Below are 17,353 nucleotides of genomic sequence, written 5' to 3'. Positions count from 1 at the left end.
TCACCGGATTCTGCGAGCCATCGCCAGCGGTGCGCCCTGGCAGGTCGCGGCATCGGAAGCCTTCGACGGCATGGGCTCCATGGGCAATGGCGGAGCCATGCGAACCGGTCCGCTGGGGGCATGGTTTGCGTGTGATCTCGTGGAGGTGATCCTGGAACAGGCGCAGCGCTCCGCAGAAGTCACCCACAGCCATCCTGAAGGTCAGGCTGGCGCAATGGCCGTGGCCTTGGCTGCGGCATATGCTGTGAATCATCCGGGGAGTGAATCCTGTCCAGAGGTTCTAGCCCACATCCACTCTCATCTTCCAGATGGCGAAACGCGAAGCATCATTCGTCGCGCCATGGGCATCCCGTTCACCCGCCCTCCCGGCGTGGTCGCCGCCATGCTGGGCAGCGGCGAGCGCGTGCTGGCGCAAGACACCGTTCCCTTCGCACTATGGTGCGCTGCCCGACACTGGAACAGTTATCCCGCCGCGATCTGGTCCACCGTCAGCGGATTGGGGGATCGGGACACCACCTGTGCCATCGTAGGCAGCATCGTTTCGTTGTCCGCAGGCGTGCAAAGCATCCCTCAAGAATGGATCGAATCCAGAGAGCCGCTTCCCCCCTAGCCACGGGCCCGGCGGTTGAGCAACTTTATTTCCAACAACCCCTCTCTTCATCATCATGCATCCTTCCCCCAAGGCACTGACGCAAACCAGCAAGTTCCTCAGCCTCGTACTCCGGCACAAACCCGAAGAAATCGGTCTCGTGCTTGACGATGCAGGCTGGGCCTCGACCAACGAACTAATCGATGCCTGCAACCGCCATGGCCCCAGATTGGACCTCCCCACGCTCCAGCTTCTGGTCAGCACCAACGAGAAGAAACGTTTCGAGTTCAATGCCGATGGTTCCCGCATCCGGGCGTCCCAAGGACATTCTGTGGAAGTTGACCTAGGGTACACCCCACAGGTTCCACCTGCGGTCCTCTATCATGGCACCGTGGACGCTTTCCTCGATTCCATACAGACCCAAGGTCTGCTCAAGGGTGAGCGTCATCATGTTCATCTCTCCGCCGATTCCTCTATTGCGCGCATTGTCGGCACACGCCGTGGCAAGCCCATCATCTTGACCATTAAAGCCAGCGCCATGCATGCCGCCGGTCACACCTTTTACCTCTCCACCAACGGGGTGTGGTTGGCGGACAGCGTGCCGCCCAATTTCATCGAATTCCCCCAATGAACACCAAGATCTCCGGCAAGAGAAGCTCCAGGGCTGAAATGGCCCGAACCACCCTGCAAGCTCTGGACAGCGGCGGCTATCACAATGACCGCAATGAGTGGGTGGACGTCAAACGCTGCCTTGCCCAGGCTGTGCAAAGCAGTCGTGGCTTTGCACCTGATGCCCACCTGTCTCCTCCCCTCCACAATCGATACGAGTCTCAGGTTGAGGTACAGTCAACCAGCACCATTGGCGCGTTGCGTCAGTTGCAATCCGAAGGTGTGACCAACATGGCGTGCCTGAACTTTGCCAGCGCCAAGAATCCTGGCGGCGGCTTTCTCAACGGTGCCCTGGCGCAGGAAGAATCTCTCGCTGCTGCATCGGGACTCTATCCTTGTCTGCTTGGCCAGCCAGCTTACTACGAGATCAACCGAACCTGCGACACCTGCCTCTACACTGACTGGATCATCTGGTCACCGAATGTCCCATTCCTTCGCGACGATGATGGCGCCTGGCTGGATGCCCCATTCACCGCTGGAGTCATCACCGCACCAGCGCCCAATGCCGGAGCCGTGCATCGCAATGAACCCCATCGCGCGCCCGCGATCCTGCCAACATTGCGACAAAGGGCTCACCGGGTGCTCCAAGTCGCCACAGAGCAAGGAGTGGAGACTTTGATCCTCGGCGCCTGGGGCTGTGGCGTTTTCCGGAACGATCCCGCCCAGGTGGCAGGCGTCTTCGCGGAGTTGCTCCGGCCCGACGGGCCATTCGGGGGCACATTCCAACGCATTGTCTTTGCGATCTGCGATTCTTCTCCGGGCACCCCGGTGCTGAATGCCTTCCAAGCTGCCTTCCCCTTGTCTCAAATGAACTCGGAACCCAAACCAACCTTGACGCTGTATCGCCCGGTCGGTCCCGCAGAGTTGGAACTGATCTCGGCATCGGCCTGGAAGCGTTTCCCACCCCGCCTGCCAGACCAGCCGATCTTCTATCCCGTGCTGAACGAAGCCTATGCGGCCCAGATTGCCCGCGACTGGAACGTTCCCTCGGCAGGAGCCGGCCATGTCCTGAAATTCGAAATCGATGCGGAGTACGTGGCCCGATTCGACCGTCAAATCGTCGGCGTCTCACAGCACGAAGAACTCTGGGTTCCTGCCGAGGAACTCGAGGAGTTCAATGACCACATTGTGGGCACGATCGAAGTAGTGGCTAGCTATGCACCCCAATAGCCCCTCGACAGAGGACCGTCTACAGGGCCTCCTCCTCGGTGCTGCCATGGGCGATGCCCTCGGGCTTCCCTCTGAAGGGCTCACCCGAGGTCGCATTGCCCGCCTCTGGCCGGGCCCTCTCAGGCATCGGTTCATTGCGGGCCGGGGAATGGGAAGTGATGACACCGAGCATCTTGTCTTCACCACCCTGTCTCTCCTGCGGGCGCGGGGCGACGTTGAGTTGTTTCAAACCACCCTGGCAGGTCATTTGAAACGATGGCTGTTGCTTTTTCCAGCTGGGGTAGGACTGGCCACCGCAAGATCCATCATCAAGCTTTGGCTGGGATGGAAGCCGGGGAACAACGGCGTCTTCTCTGCCGGCAACGGTCCCGGCATGCGCAGCAGTATCATCGGGGCTTTCTTTGCACATGACCCTGTTCTGATGCGGCAGTTCGTGGCAGCTTCCACCCGGTTGACCCATACGGACCCCAAGGCCCTCACCGGAGCCCATTCCCTCGCCCAGGCTGCGGCATGGATCCTTTCGGGCAATGAGCATGCTGCAGACCTTTTCAAAAGTTGGAGCAGTTTGAGCAGCGACGCCGAATGGCTCCATGCCGTCAAACTGATGCAGAGCAGTCTGATCGCCAACAGGTCGGTGTCCGATCTGGCAATTGAACTCGGCAGTGCCCAGCGGGTTTCAGGATATATCTATCGTAGCGTGCCCGTCGCCCTCTACGCGTGGCTTCGCCACCGGGGAGACTTCACAGCTACCCTCACAGAAGTCGTCCACTGTGGCGGAGACACGGACACGACCGCCGCGATGGCCGGTGCCCTCGCCGGACTCGATGTCGGAATCGGAGGCATTCCTTCAGGGTGGATCCAGGGCTGGTGTGACTGGCCAGTAACGCGGTGCTATCTCCTCGACCTCGGGCGCATCATGGCGATGGCTCCGGAGACAACCGCACCAACATCCAGACCATCCTTTCCCAGTTGGATACAGGTGCTGCCGCGGAATCTGGGCTTTCTCCTCGTGGTCCTGTTCCACGGATTTCGACGTCTCTTTCCTCCCTACTGATCCAGGGGACCTTCACCGACGGGATCAGCTTGTCTTTTACACATGACTATTGAGTCATGCATCCTGCAATTTCCAAGTTTTCTCCATAGCCAGAGACAGGACATCATGCTGCCTCCCCATGCAACTCATGCTCTTCACCGGCATCCCTGCCTCAGGCAAGTCGTTGTTTTACAAGCAACGGTTTGCCGATACGCACGTCCGCATCAACCTCGACATGCTGCGCACCCGTCACCGGGAATCCATCCTCTACCGCGCCTGCCTGGAAGGCAAGGCCCAGATGGTTGTGGACAACACGAACCTCACCCGCGCGGCGAGGGCAGACTACATCCGTCGGGCACGGCTCAACCACTTCTCCATTCACGGGTATTTCTTTGATGCCGATGTGGAAGAGGCGCTGCGACGCAACACCACCCGCACCGGCATGGCCCGGGTCCCAGAGGTGGCCATCTTGACTGCCGCCAAAACCCTGGAAACGCCTTCGTATGACGAAGGTTATGATCAATTGAGCGTGGTCCGCATCGAAGCGGGCTCGTTCGTCGTGGAGGAATTTGCTTGTGAGATTCGATGACCTCGAAAACAAAATGCGGTCCCTGGAAGCCATGGACGACGCCCGGTTCATGCCGGGCGTCTTTGTGGTGGCTCGTGTATTTCATCAGTCCCGGAGGGACGCCGGACAGTAGCCGGTGGTGACAACCACCGGACCACCTCCCCCCTCTACCACCCGCGTCCCGGAGGGACGCCGGATCGATTTGCGCACGGAGTGGTTATGCGCCAAGAGTGAAGGATGCCATCCACCCACTTGGCCTTTCATGTTCACGTTGTCTTCAGTACTAAGAATCGAGAACAGTGGCTTGCCCCAACGCTGCGGCCCCGTGTCCATGAGTTCATGGGTGGTATACTCAAGTCAGAGAACGTGTTTCCTCACATGATTGGAGGGATGGGGGATCACGTCCATGCTCTGATTAGCCTGCGGGCAACGCATTGCCTGGCCGACGTTGCGCAACGGATGAAGAGCGTATCCTCACGATGGATACACGAGGAGCTTCGGCTGGCGGGATTTTCCTGGCAAGAAGGGTACGGGGCATTCTCAGTCAGTCCTTCACACCTAGAACGAGTGGCTAGGTACATTCAGAATCAGGAGAAACATCACCGCGTAAAATCGTTTCAAGAGGAGTACATAGAAATGCTGCAAGCGGGGATGGTGTCGTACGACGAACGCCATTTGTGGTAACGATCGATCCAGCGTCCCTCCGGGACGCGCACTCGGCTGGGGGGTATAATCCGGTGGTTTTCACCACCGGCTACATTCCGACGTCCCTCCGGGACGGAAAAAATTACCTTGCCACTCCCCTCCACTCCCGCCTCCCGCCCTCCGTTGCAACACCCCGCCCCTCCACATCGTTAGACCGTCGTATGCGTTTTCTCTCGCCCGCCTTCAACATCCTCGCCCTCTCCGGCCTGCTGACCTCATCTGCACTTTCCGCTGACACTCCCCCTTCCACCTCTCCCACCCCCGCCCCAGCAACCTCACCAGCCCCTGCCAAACCTAAATCCAAAGACTACGTCGACACCCTCGGCGAAGGCCTCCAACCCACCCGCTCTCTCACTTACAAAACCATCGGGGACCGCCAGCTTCAGCTTCACATCTTCGAGCCCACGGGATTCAAAACCACGGACAAACGCGTTTGTTACATCACCATCCACGGCGGTGGCTGGGGCGGTATGACGCCCGTGCGCATGTTCCCCTTTGCTGATCATTTCGCCAAGCTCGGCATGGTCGGCATCAGCGTTCAATACCGGCTCTACAAGCCCAAAACACAAACCACCGTATTCGACTGTGTCAAAGACGCCCGCTCGGCCGTGCGCTACGTCCGAGCGCACGCTACGGAACTCGGCGTTGATCCCAACAAGATCATTGTCAGCGGAGGTTCCGCGGGCGGGCATCTCGCTGCCGCCACCGCCTTCTTTGACAGCGTCAACGAAACCGGTGAGGACGCCTCTATCTCCTGCAAGCCCAATGCCCTGGTGCTGCTCTTCCCGGTGATCGACACCTCCACAGAAGGCTACGGCAATGCCAAGGTCGGCAGCGACTGGCAGACCATCTCCCCCGCCCACCAGGTCAAATCCGGAGCCCCACCCACCCTCGTCTTCCACGGCAGTGGCGACACTGTCACGCCTTTCAAAGGAGCAAAGGCCTTCCACGAGGCCATGCTCAAGGCTGGCAACCGTTGTGAACTCGACATCAACGAAGGCGGCGGCCACGGCTACCTCATGCGGACGAAGCCCCTGTACGAAGACACCCAGGCCAAGACGGAGGCGTTCCTCCGTTCTCTCGGTTTGCTTTGACCGGCAAATCCTCGGCAGTGAATCCAAAACTCTGGAATTTCGATTCTACCGTAACCAGCCCCCTAGTGCGGTCGTCTCATGCAGGACGAGGGGAAACGGCGGGCCAGCCTGGCAGCCACTCCCCGCTTCGCATTCCATCTTTTCCTGCTTTTTGACCTGCCATGAGATCCTCCACCCCCAAGGTTCCCCTCCTTCTGCTCACCGCTGCCGTGGCCTTGCCGTGGTCCGGCCTGCGTGCGGATGAAATTGAGGACAAGTTTCGCCAGTTCGACCGTGATTCTGACGGGAAGATCTCCGGCGATGAGTTCCATGGCGAAGCCTACCTCCCCAAGCTGGACCTGAATAAAGATGGCACCCTCACTCTGGAGGAATCCCGTGCGGCGCTCGCCCTCTGGCAATTGGCCAAGAAGAAGAAGGCGAAGGATGAAACTCCCGCTCAGAGCTCCCAAACGGAAACGGCAGCAGGCCCCCGCCTGGAAAAGCTCTTCAAGCGATTGGACCGCAACGGCGACGGTCAGTTGGACTCCCAAGAGCTGCCTCAGGCGGAGTGGCGCAGCCGGTTGGACGCCAATGGCGATGGCATGGTCTCCAAGGATGAAGCTCGCGAGAAGGTAGCCCTCATCTTCCAGAACGGCCAGGATCCTGGAGACACGCCTCCCCCACCTCCCGTGGAGCTCGACAAAACGCTCACGGAAGGCCCCCAGATTCTCAAAGCCAGCGATCATCTCGTTGGACACCTGATCCCAGATCTCGCCCTCACCCTCACCGACGGCACCACCCAGCGACTGAGCGACTACAAGAAGTCCAAAGGCATGGTGCTGGCCTGGTTCAGCGCCTCCTGTCCCCTGAGCGGGAAACTTGGCCCAGAGCTTGCCAGACTGCAGCAGGACTGTGCCAAGGACAATGTAGCCTTCCTGCTGGTGAACGCCATCCCGACGGACACCCCGGAGGATATCAAGGCCTTCGCCGCCAAGTTCGGCATTACCGCACCATTGGTGCATGACAAATCACTGGCCCTTTCCCAAGCTCTGAAAGCTACGGTGACCACGGAGGTGTTCCTTCTGGATGCCGCACGCACCCTCACGTATCGCGGTGCCATCAACGACCGATATGGTCTGGGCTACCAGCTGGAGTCCCCTCGCAAGCAGTTCCTCCGCGATGCACTCGCATCCCTCATCCAGGGTGGGTTGCCCCTCATCGCCGCTACCACGGCACCTGGGTGTGCTTTGGATCTGGATGCCGCCAAGCCCGCCGTCGTGGCCGATGCGCCCGCCCTTCAGGCCACCTACCATCGCGATATTTCCCGCATCCTTCAGGCCAACTGCGTGGAGTGCCATCGCAAGGATGGACTTGCCCCCTTCAGCCTCGAGACTTACGCCGACGTCATTGAAAACGCAGGCATGATCAAGAAGCAGATCGCCCGCGGGGCCATGCCGCCGTGGTTTGCAGCGCCCACGACTCCGGCCCACAGCACGCCCTGGGCCAACGACCGCTCCTTGAACGATCAGGACAAGTCCACACTCCTCACGTGGCTGGAGTCCGGGCGTCCTCAAGGCAACATCGCTGACGCCCCGCTACCGCGCAAGTTCCAGAGCGGCTGGGCCATTGGCGAACCAGATGCGATTTTTCAGCTTGGCCAGCCCATCAACATCAAGGCTGAGGGCACCATGCCCTATCAGAACGTCACGGTACCTACCAACTTCTCAGAAGACCGCTGGGTGCAATCTTACGAGATCGTTCCCACGGATCGCGGCGTCGTTCACCACGTGATCGTCAAGGTTGTGGAGAAGGGCAAATCAGGCACCAAGGATGAAGAACGCGCCGAGCGTGAGGGCTACGACGCCGCGTATGTTCCCGGCAATAGCACCCGCATTCTGCCGGAAGGCTTTGCCAAGAAACTCCCGGCTGGAGCCACCCTGCATTTTCAGATTCACTACACGCCGAATGGCAAGGCCACTCAGGACCAGTTGAAGATTGGCTTCAAGTTCGCCACTCAACCTCCTCAATATGTGGTGCATGTGAACGCGGTGGCGCAGCCCCGGCTCAACATCCCTGCTGGTGCCGCCAATCACGTGGAGACCGCCCAGCAGAAACTCCCCTGGGACATGATGATGACAGCCTTTATGGCGCACATGCACGTGCGGGGCAAGGCATTCAAGTACGAGGTCACCTACCCCGACGGCAAACAGGAGGTGTTGCTCGATATCCCCCGCTACGACTTCAACTGGCAGCTCGCCTACAATCTGGCCCAACCCAAGCTCATCCCACGGGGCAGCACTGTGAAGATCACAGCGGTGTTTGACAACAGCACTGGCAACCCTGCCAATCCTGACCCCACCAAGAACGTCCGCTGGGGCCAGCAGACCTTTGATGAGATGATGATCGGCTACGTGGAGCACTATGTGCCGTATGTCTCGCCGAAGGTAGCCGGCCGCTGATTTCCTCCAGCGCACTCTCTCACAAAATAGTCCGTTTCTCTGTGCAACTCCCGGAGTGATCCGCGGTTGTACCAGATAGCCACTGTATGCCCGTGCCATGAAGCCCGTGACCGTCTTTCTTCCCTCCGTCGCACTCCTGGCACTCGCACCCGCCCTCTCTGGAGCGGATGCTGGGCTCTCGGATGAGCAATCACGCTTCTTCGAGCGCAAGATCCGCCCCGTGCTGGTGGAAAAATGCTACGATTGCCACTCCGCCTCTGCCAAGAAGGTAAAGGGCGGCCTGGTCCTCGATACCAAGGACGGCACCCTGCAAGGCGGCGACAATGGCCCAGCGTTGGTTCCCGGAAATATCGATGACAGCCTCCTCATCGCAGCCATCCGCTATGGCAACAAGGACATGGAAATGCCCCCCAAGGGCAAGCTCCCCGACAGCGTCATCGCCGACTTCGAAACATGGGTAAAAATGGGCGCCCCTGATCCCCGCACCGGCCCCACCGTGGCCGATGCAAATACTGCTTCCGCCCAGTGGCAGAAGAAAGAGATCGACATCGCCGCAGGCCGGTCCTTCTGGGCATTTCAACCACCCAAGCCCTCCCCGACTCCAACGGTCAAGAACACGAGCTGGCCCAAGGGCGATATCGACCGTTTCATCCTCGCCCGTATTGAAGAAAAAGGGCTTCAACCCGTCGCCGATGCGGGCAGGCTTGAGTTGCTGCGGCGCGTAACCTTTGATCTCACCGGCCTGCCCCCCTCGCCCGACCTCATCCAGGCGTACATGAAGGATACGTCGCCCGATGCCTTTGCCAGGGTCGTGGACAACCTCCTCGCCTCGGAACGCTTCGGCGAATACTGGGGCCGCCACTGGCTGGATGTCGCCCGCTACGGGGAGTCAGCCGGGCGCGATGCCAACGTGCTCTACCCCTTCGCCTGGAGATATCGCGACTGGGTCATTGATGCCCTTAACCGCGACCTGCCCTACAACGAGTTTGTGAAACAACAGGTGGCCGGGGATCTTCTGCCCTTCAAAGATGCCGCCGATCAGAGCCGCAAGATCATCGCCACCGGCTTCCTGGCCATCGGGTCAAAACCTCAAAACGAGCGCAACCCGCGCCAGTTTGCCCTCGAACTCGCTGACGAGCAGATTGACACCCTTTCCCAGTCGGTCCTGGGCATCACCATCGCCTGCGCCCGCTGCCACGATCACAAGTTTGATCCCATCCCTCAGAAGGACTACTACGCCCTGGCAGGCATCTTCCTCAGCAGCGAAACGCTCTATGGAACCAATCGCGGGCTGCAGAACCAGAATGCCTCCGACCTCATCGACCTCGGTCGTGAGTCCGGCATGCCGGCGGGATTTGAGGGCATCTCCCCCGCCCAGCGGGCACAACTGGCTGGTAGACTGGAGGAGGCCAAAGGCACCCAGGCAGAATCGTTCCGTACCGCTCAGGCTGCGCGACGCGCTGGGAAAGAGGCGGACAACCTCCGCCTCCTCGCCCTACGCCAGCAGATCGGCACCCTCTCAGGCGAGCTCAATCGCTATGATGAGAGCGGGAATCCCCGGATACTGGCCATGGGGGTGTACGACCGCCCCCGCCCCATCGACAGCCCCGTCTTCAACCGTGGGGAGGCCACGCAACCCGGCACTGTTGTACCCCGAGGTTTCGTCCAAGTGTTGTTTCACGAAACCCCTCCCCACGTTGCCCGCGGCAGCGGCCGCCTGGAACTGGCAGAGTGGCTGGCGTCTCGCGACAATCCCCAAACGGCCCGGGTGATGGTGAACCGCATGTGGCGCTGGCTGTTTGGCCGTGGCATCGTCCCCACCGTGGACAACTTTGGTGCCATGGGTGAGAAGCCCTCCCATCCTGAACTGCTGGATCACCTCGCCCTCCGTTTCATGGACCACGGGTGGTCCATCAAGAAGATGGTGCGTGAGATCGTGCTAAGTCGCACCTACCAACTCGCCACCCTCCATGCGCCGCAGAACTTTGCCGCCGATCCTGAAAACACCCTCTGCTGGCGCATGACCAGCCGCACGGTGGATGCAGAGTCCCTTCGAGATGCCATGCTTCTCGTGAGCGGCAAGTTGGACCTCTATCCGCAGGAAGGCTCTGTGGTGGCCCGGGCGAGTGAGGGACGCGAAGGTCTGTTCCGGCTCTTTACCACATTGCAAGAGCCGCGCTATGACCGTTCCGTCTATCTTCCGATCGTGCGCGATCTGGTCCCGGAAGCGCTGTCCCTCTTCGACTTTGCCAATCCCAGCCTCGTCACGGGCGACCGGGAGGCCACCAACGTGCCTGCTCAGAGCCTCTATCTGCTCAACAACAAGCAGGTGCAGGAGCTCAGCGACGCCTTCGCCCGTCGCGTCTATGCTTCGGCCAAAGATCAGCCTGGCCGCATTCAGTTCGCCTTCTGGACGGCACTGGGCCGCGCGCCCACCGCGGAGGAGATTCGTGCCGCCTACACCTTCTTCAGCGAATACACCCAGGACGCCGCCAAGGCCAAGTCGAAAGGTTCGGACCTCACCCCTTACGCCTGGAGCGCCTTCTGCCAGTCTTTGATGGCGTCTGCCGAGTTCCGCCACCTGGATTGATTGCCAGCCTCCTTCCCCTTCACCCGCCTGCCGCCATGAACATGTCCAGTGACCTGCCCCTTTTTAGCCGCCGCCGCATCCTCCAGGGCACTTCCAGCGGGTTCGGCTACCTGGCCTTCAGCGCACTTTCCACCTGGGCCGCCGAACAGGGCACCGCAGGCGGGGCGTCTCCGCTCGCGGCCAAGGCTCCCCACTTCGCTCCAAGGGCCAAGCGCGTCATCTTCCTCTGCATGTCTGGTGGCCCATCGCATGTCGATACCTTTGACTACAAGCCCAAGTTGGCGGCCGACGATGGCAAGGAATCAGGAAGAGGTCGCGGAGGCCCCGCCACCCTGCTCGCACCGCGGTTCCAGTTCAAGCAACACGGCCGCAGCGGACTGTGGATTTCCGAGTTGTTTCCTAACGTGGCCAACCATGCTGACGACCTCACCCTGGTGCGCTCCATGCACACGGATCTGCCCAACCATCCCCAGGCCTTCAGCCAGATGCACACGGGCACGTCCCAGTTTGTGCGGCCGTCTCTCGGCTCTTGGGCCCTGTACGGCCTCGGCACGCTGAATGAGAACTTGCCCGGCTTCATCACCATCAATCCCCCGGCCCAGAACGGTGGTGCCAAGAACTACGGCAGCGCCTTTCTCCCCGCCATCTACCAGGGCACCAAGATCGGTGCAGCCGGTTTTCCCGGTGGTGGCGCCGGCCCCGGACGCCGCGCCGCTGGCGGACAGGAAACCATGAGCAACATCTCGAACCCGCGCTATCCTGCGGAGGTGGAGCGCACCCAGCTCGACTTCATGCAGACGCTCAACCGCGCCAAGCTCCAGCGGGAAGGCTACGATCCCCAGATCGAAGGAGTCATCCAGAGCAACGAACTCGCGTTTCGCATGCAGAACGTGGTGCCGCAGGTCATGGACCTGGCCAAGGAAACCGAAGCCACCAAAAAGCTCTACGGCCTGGACAACAGCGCCACGGAGACGTTTGGCCGCCAGTGCCTCATGGCCCGCCGGTTTGCGGAGGCAGGCGTCCGGTTCATCGAAGTCTCCTTCGGCAACTGGGATCAGCACCGCAACCTCACCGCCGACTTGGAGCGCAACTGCAGCGCCATTGACCAGCCCATCGCCGGCCTGCTCACGGACCTGAAGCAACGCGGCCTGCTCAAAGACACCCTCGTGATGTGGGGTGGCGAATTCGGCCGCACCCCGCACGGCCAGTCAGGCGATGGCCGCGATCACAACAACAAGGGCTTCACCCTCTGGATGGCCGGCGGCGGCGTGAAAGGCGGCCTCTCTTACGGCAGCACCGACGACTACGGCTATGAAGCGGTGGAGAACAAAGTGCACATCCACGACTGGCACGCCACCATCCTCGCCATCCTGGGGCTCGATCACGAAAAGCTAACCTACCGCTACGCCGGCCGCGACTTCCGGCTCACCGATGTCTATGGGAACGTAGTAAAGGAAATAATCGCATAGCGAACCTCAATCTAGCCACAGAGGCACAGATCCGAAATTAGGAATGCTGAATTATGAATGAAATATTCCTCCTGCGACAAAGCACTTCTCAGGACTGCATTTCATTCATAATTCCTAATTTCTAATTCATAATTTCTCTTACTTTATCTGCGACCGCCTTGCCCAGCTTTTCATGCTCACCGGCCTCGAGGTGTAGGGCATCAAGCGTACTTGGAGTTACCACCGTCTGCGTATTGAGATAAGCGCAGCCGTGTAGCTGGGCCACGGCGGCGTAGTGCTGCGGAAAACGTTTTGCCTTGGCGGCCACCCCAGTGAACTTCTCATCAAGATCCGGCAGATGGCTCATGTCGCCCACCGGAGGCGGGCACAACAGCAGCACCTGGGGTGCGGCAGCCTCCACCCCGGCATCACTTTGACGGATCAACTTGACCAGTTGCCCCGCCCCGGCCGCGATCTCACCCGCCGGCAGGTTGAACATCGCTTTCAGGTCATTGGAGCCCAGCATCAGCACTACCAGATCGATCGGCTTGTGCGACTCCAGACAGGCAGGCAGATACTTCCGCCCGTTGCGATTTCCCATGATGGGATCGTCATGCACGGTCGTGCGCCCGTTTTGCCCCTCCTCCACCACCCGATAGCTTGGGCCCAGTTCGCGTGCCAATACACCGGTCCAGCGCACATCATGGGCGTGCCGTCGCGGGAAAGCCGACGCAGCGGTGGCCACTGGATCATAACCCCACGTATTGGAATCGCCGTAGCAGAGGATGGTTTTCATTCGAGTCCCTCTGGATTGGGCGAAAGAAGGGAGAATGCAAGAAAAGTTTGGTCCCCATCCACCTCTTGGCTGACAGCATGGAACCAATGTGGTGCAGCCACCTCATTGGTCCGGCCGGATTGACAGGGGACTGGCTCGTGATACGACACTCACCCTTGGGAGCACGTTTCCGCTGCACTGATGCCGGAGGCATCGCAGCCCTTAGCCAGAGGTTGAAGGAGCGTAGCGACTGACACCTCCGGTGCCCTCAACAAATAGAACCCATCCCGGAGGGATGGCAGCAGCAAGCTTCTCCTTGCCGCCCCGCACCTCACCCCACCTTGACCGCCATCTGCCGCTCCACCTGCCTCCTGAACCCGCGCAACCTCAACGACCGGTCCGGCATCACTTCCAGCACCCCGTACCCGTTATTCTCCACTCCCGTGCCCTCGATCAACGCCACCAGGGTGCAGTAGTGGATGCCCTGAATCTGCTGGTAGTCGTTCTTGTGGGAGTGCCCCTGAAACACGGCCAGCACCTTCCCGCTGTCCTCCAGTACCTTTCGTACCTCGGCCGCATTCAGGACACTATGCGGAGCGGCCTCATCCAGCCGCTGATGGGCAAATACCACCACCGGGCCCGCTGTCGCGGCGAGATCCTTCCTCAACCACTCCAGCTCGGCCCCTGGCACATTGGCATCTTTCCAGTCAGCGTTGTTCCGCCCGTAAGGTGCGCCATCCGACCGGTAACAAGCGTCCAACACCACAAAGCGCACGCCATTCTGATCGAATGAATAGTGCGGTGCCTTGGACGCTCCTGAATGCCGGGCAAACTCCTCCTTCGTCAGCGTCGCCACACAGTGGTTCCCCAGCACGTAGTGACGGGGACAGGTTAGGCCTGCATAGATCTTGTCAATCTCCTCCAGCCAGGCGATCTCCTGCTCCACCGTGGGTGCCTGATCAATCAAGTCTCCCAGCTCAATCACAAATGCCGGTTTGATTTCATTGAACTTGGCCACGGCCTCCTTCAGCTTTGCCGGCGTTTCCCGGTAGAACCTCGTCTTCGTCGGTTCCTTGTCCCCGTAGTGCAGGTCCGTGAGCAGACCAATCTTGATCAAGGCAGGCGTCCCCTCCTCGACAGCGAGCATACGCGCTCCTACACTGGCGGCGAGGCAGAGCGCCCCCCGCTTCAGGAGAACTCGGCGGACGATTGATGTAGCAACAACACTATCTTTCATGTCTGGAGTCTGGTGTCTTCTAGTCTTTTGTCTGAGGCGAAGCCAGCACCACCTTCCATTTCCCCCACAACGCAGGAGTCAACTCGGCCTCACTGGGCACGTCTGCCGTGATGCCAGTGGCTTTGTTGTTCCAATAGACCCGCTGCAATGTCTGGAAGCCATTGCCTCGCAAGATCCCGATATCCCCTTTAACTTCCGACCCTGCAGTGGGTTTCCAGCCCAAGGCAGACAGAGGAATGGAGATCTCGTAGAAGGCACTCTTCACCTTGCCCTTCTCATCCTTTTCTAAACTGCTGGCCAGCTCCACTTCCGTGCTGACATCTACCACCGCATCCAGCGTGATGGTGCGCCAGGGCGAGGAGAATGGCACGGGGGTCTTGGTTCCAGGTACAACTGCGCGATACACCAGAGCCACCGTCTTGCCCCTTACCTGGGTGACCAGCAACCTCTGATCTCCCGCCACTGGACGTGGGCGTTTGGGATCCGCTTTCTCATCGGTGCCAATCATGAGGTCAAGACAGCCTCCCGTCTTGAAGGGGGCATTCGGAGTTTCGCCTGAGTTCTTGAGCAGTTCGGCATCCTGCGTCCGATAGGCGGCATAGAGCCGGTCACCCGCGATGGCCACACTTCCGGTGATGTCATACGGTTTGCTGTCGCTGTTGAAGTTGGCCGCCGTGCCCCTCCGGTCGATCACCGTCCACACGGCCTTTTCCCACTCCCCGATCTTGCCATCCACTACAGGAGTTTGAGACAACAACGGCACTTCCAGGGTGCCGGTGCCACGTGCCTGTTGACGCGCCACCTCCGCCTGCACCCGCCATGCTGTCGCGGCTTTCAGCTCTTTTTCGGTCACTCGCAGCTCCGTCGCTGGCAGGCGTTTCAGGCTTTCCAGCCCGTCCACCCGTACCAGACTGGTGCGCGAGCCGTCACAGAGATACACCTTCCCATCTGAAGCCTGGGCCAGTGTGGGAAAGAAGTTCTCATCATGCAGGGTCAGCTCATTGAGCAACGCCCCCCGCTCCGCCCGTGGCATCGTCCACGGCTTGCCCAGCCGGGAGTCCTGGAACAACTGCGCCACAAACAACCCGTCTGCCGTGAAGAGGTATGCGTCCCCCATATTGCCATTGATCCCCCAGAGCGGGCCCACATCCTTTCCGGCGGGTTCAATGAACCCACCTAAGAGACGGGTGCTGCCGATCACCTGTCCCGGTTGATCCGGCACGGCCGCCTCGTGAGAGGCATGAAGCCCCGGCCAGACGCTTGGGTAGCTCCACATGGGCACGCCATCTTTTACCCCGCCGAAACCTTCCTTGGCATACGGCAAGGGTGCCACCGTCAGCACGCTCCATCCGTCCTTCGACACCAGCACCTGATCCCCGCCTGAGGAGGCCGGGTTCTGCACACCCGTCGCCAGCACCGTTCCAGCCGTTAGTTCATAGACCGGCACCCCTGTCTTGGTGAAACGCGTCACGGAATACTGCACCGCCTTGTCATCCACCCGGGAGGCCGTGATGGAGAGGTCGCTCATCAACGTATAACCGCCACCGCCCGCTTTTTGCAGTTGCACCTCCTCCTCCTGCACCCGCCCGTCTTCATTGAGATCACTCCAGGCAAAGAGCACCTGATTCCTGGTCTTGTCAGAAGCAAGGTCCACACCCTGTGGCCAGCGCGAGCGGAAGCGATCCTCCTTCAACAACGGCCACAAATCCGCCCTTCCCAAGGAAGCCACGGGCGTCGCCACTGCATTCTTCAAAAGCCACACCGTCACAAAGCCATGTCCACCAGTGGGATTGCTGTTGTAGCTGTTCGTCATGTACTGACGCCCCTCCACATGCACCGTTCCTTCCGGTGCCCCTGAGCGAAACTGGTTGCTCAGTTCATCCCCGCCCGGCCGGTAAATGACGGCCACCGGCACACTCGTGCCCTTCTCCCAGTCCAGTTTGAACTCGAGGCCGTCGTAGTAGAATCGGGTCTTGTCCACGGGGTCCAGCGTACCGCCACCGCCGTAGCGCCCCGGGCCATAGAAGGTCTTTTCCAGCTTCCCTTCAGGAGACCACACGCTCACTCTCTTGGGCTGGAAGTCATGCTCCGCCACCCAGATGTTCTCTTTCTCATCCACCGCCATGCCCATGGGTTGATTCATGTGCAGCGGATCATACGCGCCCGCCTTGGGCACTCCGGCGCGGCCGATCGCCCGCACCAGCTTCCCTTCCGGGCTGAAGACCTTGACCTGATGCGAGGCACCATGGTCACTCACGAGGATGTTTCCTGAACCATCCAGAGTGATTCCTTGCCCGTCCTCAAGCCCGGAGGTGATCACCGCCTCGGGCGCCACCCCCTGGGCCACAAGCCGCACGTCTCCGCCATAGCGGAACACCTTCTTCTCCGTCACTACCAGCAGCCGCCCTTTCGCATCAAAGGCCACACCCCGGGCTCCCGGCAGCAACACCTCTCCGATCACCTTGCCCGCTGCGGCGTCGACGAAGAGCAGTTTCCCCAGCTTCGGCATGCTGGCCACTACCACGCCATCGTGAGCAGCGATCCCGGCCAACTGGCTCAGCCAGTGGTGATCTCCATGCGAGCCATCCTCCACATAGGCTGGTGGATTAAAAGGCATCTTCAGGATCGCCTTGTCGCCCTTCGCCGTGAGCCCGGTGATGCGCAGCTCGCCATCTTTCATGTTGCGATTGTCACTGGTGGCGGTCCAGGTGGCCGCCACATAGGCATAAACGTCTGGCAGAGCTTTGGAGCCACGATCCGCTGCCAGATGAGGGGCGGCCGTCCAGTTCCCGCCGATCCATCCCCGGCCCCCCAGTTTGACGCCATCGAGGCCGACCCAGGCCAGGCCCGCCCCCCCTTCACTCACCGCACTGCCCAGGTACACCATGGACTTGCCAGTAGGTGCCTTGTCCGCCCCCACAAAGAGGGCTGCCTGCGGTGGCGGGTGGTTGGTGAGCCATCCACCCGTGGTATCGGCCGTGGACCACGCTGGATTCCCCGCATTGTAGATGGAGAACTCATAGCGCAGCTCCAGCGG

General features: G+C 60.5%; 13 protein-coding genes. 10 read left to right on the top strand and 3 right to left on the bottom strand.

What is annotated here, in order from left to right; all coding sequences use genetic code 11:
* The 10 genes from BV034_RS11240 to BV034_RS11195 form a co-directional block, all read left to right on the top strand.
* Window positions 1-610, top strand: a 610-nt coding sequence (locus BV034_RS11240) for an ADP-ribosylglycohydrolase family protein (protein ID WP_050027020.1), incomplete at its 5' end; no start/stop codon positions are given.
* A gap of 55 nt (window positions 611-665) precedes the next feature.
* A complete protein-coding gene (locus BV034_RS11235) occupies window positions 666-1,220 on the top strand; it encodes an RNA 2'-phosphotransferase (RefSeq protein ID WP_050027019.1) in 555 nt (184 codons plus the stop codon).
* 38 nt (window positions 1,221-1,258) lie between these two features.
* Window positions 1,259-2,428, top strand: a complete 1,170-nt coding sequence (locus tag BV034_RS11230) for a TIGR02452 family protein (RefSeq protein ID WP_081887739.1) — start codon at window positions 1,259-1,261, stop codon at window positions 2,426-2,428.
* Window positions 2,415-3,482, top strand: coding sequence for an ADP-ribosylglycohydrolase family protein (locus BV034_RS11225; protein WP_050027016.1), 1,068 nt, complete (start codon window positions 2,415-2,417; stop codon window positions 3,480-3,482). Before BV034_RS11230 ends, BV034_RS11225 begins: the two co-directional genes overlap by 14 nt.
* Window positions 3,483-3,600: 118 nt before the next feature.
* Window positions 3,601-4,050 (top strand): AAA family ATPase, encoded by a 450-nt coding sequence (locus BV034_RS11220; protein ID WP_050027014.1) that lies wholly within the window; start codon window positions 3,601-3,603, stop codon window positions 4,048-4,050.
* A 216-nt stretch (window positions 4,051-4,266) separates the two neighbouring features.
* Window positions 4,267-4,713, top strand: a complete 447-nt coding sequence (gene tnpA / locus BV034_RS11215) for an IS200/IS605 family transposase (RefSeq protein WP_063768751.1) — start codon at window positions 4,267-4,269, stop codon at window positions 4,711-4,713.
* Window positions 4,714-4,895: 182 nt separating this feature from the next.
* Window positions 4,896-5,828, top strand: a complete 933-nt coding sequence (locus tag BV034_RS11210) for an alpha/beta hydrolase (protein ID WP_050027013.1) — start codon at window positions 4,896-4,898, stop codon at window positions 5,826-5,828.
* A gap of 161 nt (window positions 5,829-5,989) precedes the next feature.
* Complete coding sequence (locus tag BV034_RS11205) at window positions 5,990-8,266, top strand: redoxin domain-containing protein (protein WP_050027011.1); 2,277 nt, start codon at window positions 5,990-5,992, stop codon at window positions 8,264-8,266.
* A gap of 97 nt (window positions 8,267-8,363) precedes the next feature.
* The gene (locus BV034_RS11200; RefSeq protein ID WP_050027010.1) at window positions 8,364-10,856 is read left to right on the top strand and encodes a PSD1 and planctomycete cytochrome C domain-containing protein; all 2,493 of its coding nucleotides are present in this window, start codon (window positions 8,364-8,366) and stop codon (window positions 10,854-10,856) included.
* 35 nt (window positions 10,857-10,891) lie between these two features.
* On the top strand, window positions 10,892-12,325 hold the full coding sequence (locus BV034_RS11195; protein WP_050027008.1) for a DUF1501 domain-containing protein: 1,434 nt from the start codon (window positions 10,892-10,894) through the stop codon (window positions 12,323-12,325).
* A 121-nt stretch (window positions 12,326-12,446) separates the two neighbouring features.
* On the opposite strand, the gene BV034_RS11190 is transcribed toward BV034_RS11195, so the two are convergent.
* From BV034_RS11190 to BV034_RS11180, 3 genes are all read right to left on the bottom strand, one after another.
* Window positions 12,447-13,100 carry an SGNH/GDSL hydrolase family protein gene (locus tag BV034_RS11190; RefSeq protein ID WP_050027006.1) on the bottom strand — a complete coding sequence of 218 codons (654 nt, stop codon included), beginning with the start codon at window positions 13,098-13,100 and terminating at the stop codon, window positions 12,447-12,449.
* Between the two features lie 310 nt (window positions 13,101-13,410).
* Complete coding sequence (locus BV034_RS11185) at window positions 13,411-14,226, bottom strand: metallophosphoesterase (RefSeq protein ID WP_265592872.1); 816 nt, start codon at window positions 14,224-14,226, stop codon at window positions 13,411-13,413.
* Between the two features lie 109 nt (window positions 14,227-14,335).
* The coding region (locus BV034_RS11180; RefSeq protein WP_050027001.1) for a hypothetical protein at window positions 14,336-17,353 on the bottom strand (3,018 nt) is incomplete at its 5' end.

This window comes from Verrucomicrobium sp. BvORR034, assembly GCF_000739635.1.
GTDB lineage: Bacteria > Verrucomicrobiota > Verrucomicrobiia > Verrucomicrobiales > Verrucomicrobiaceae > Verrucomicrobium.
This window is presented reverse-complemented; position numbering and strand designations above follow the sequence as displayed.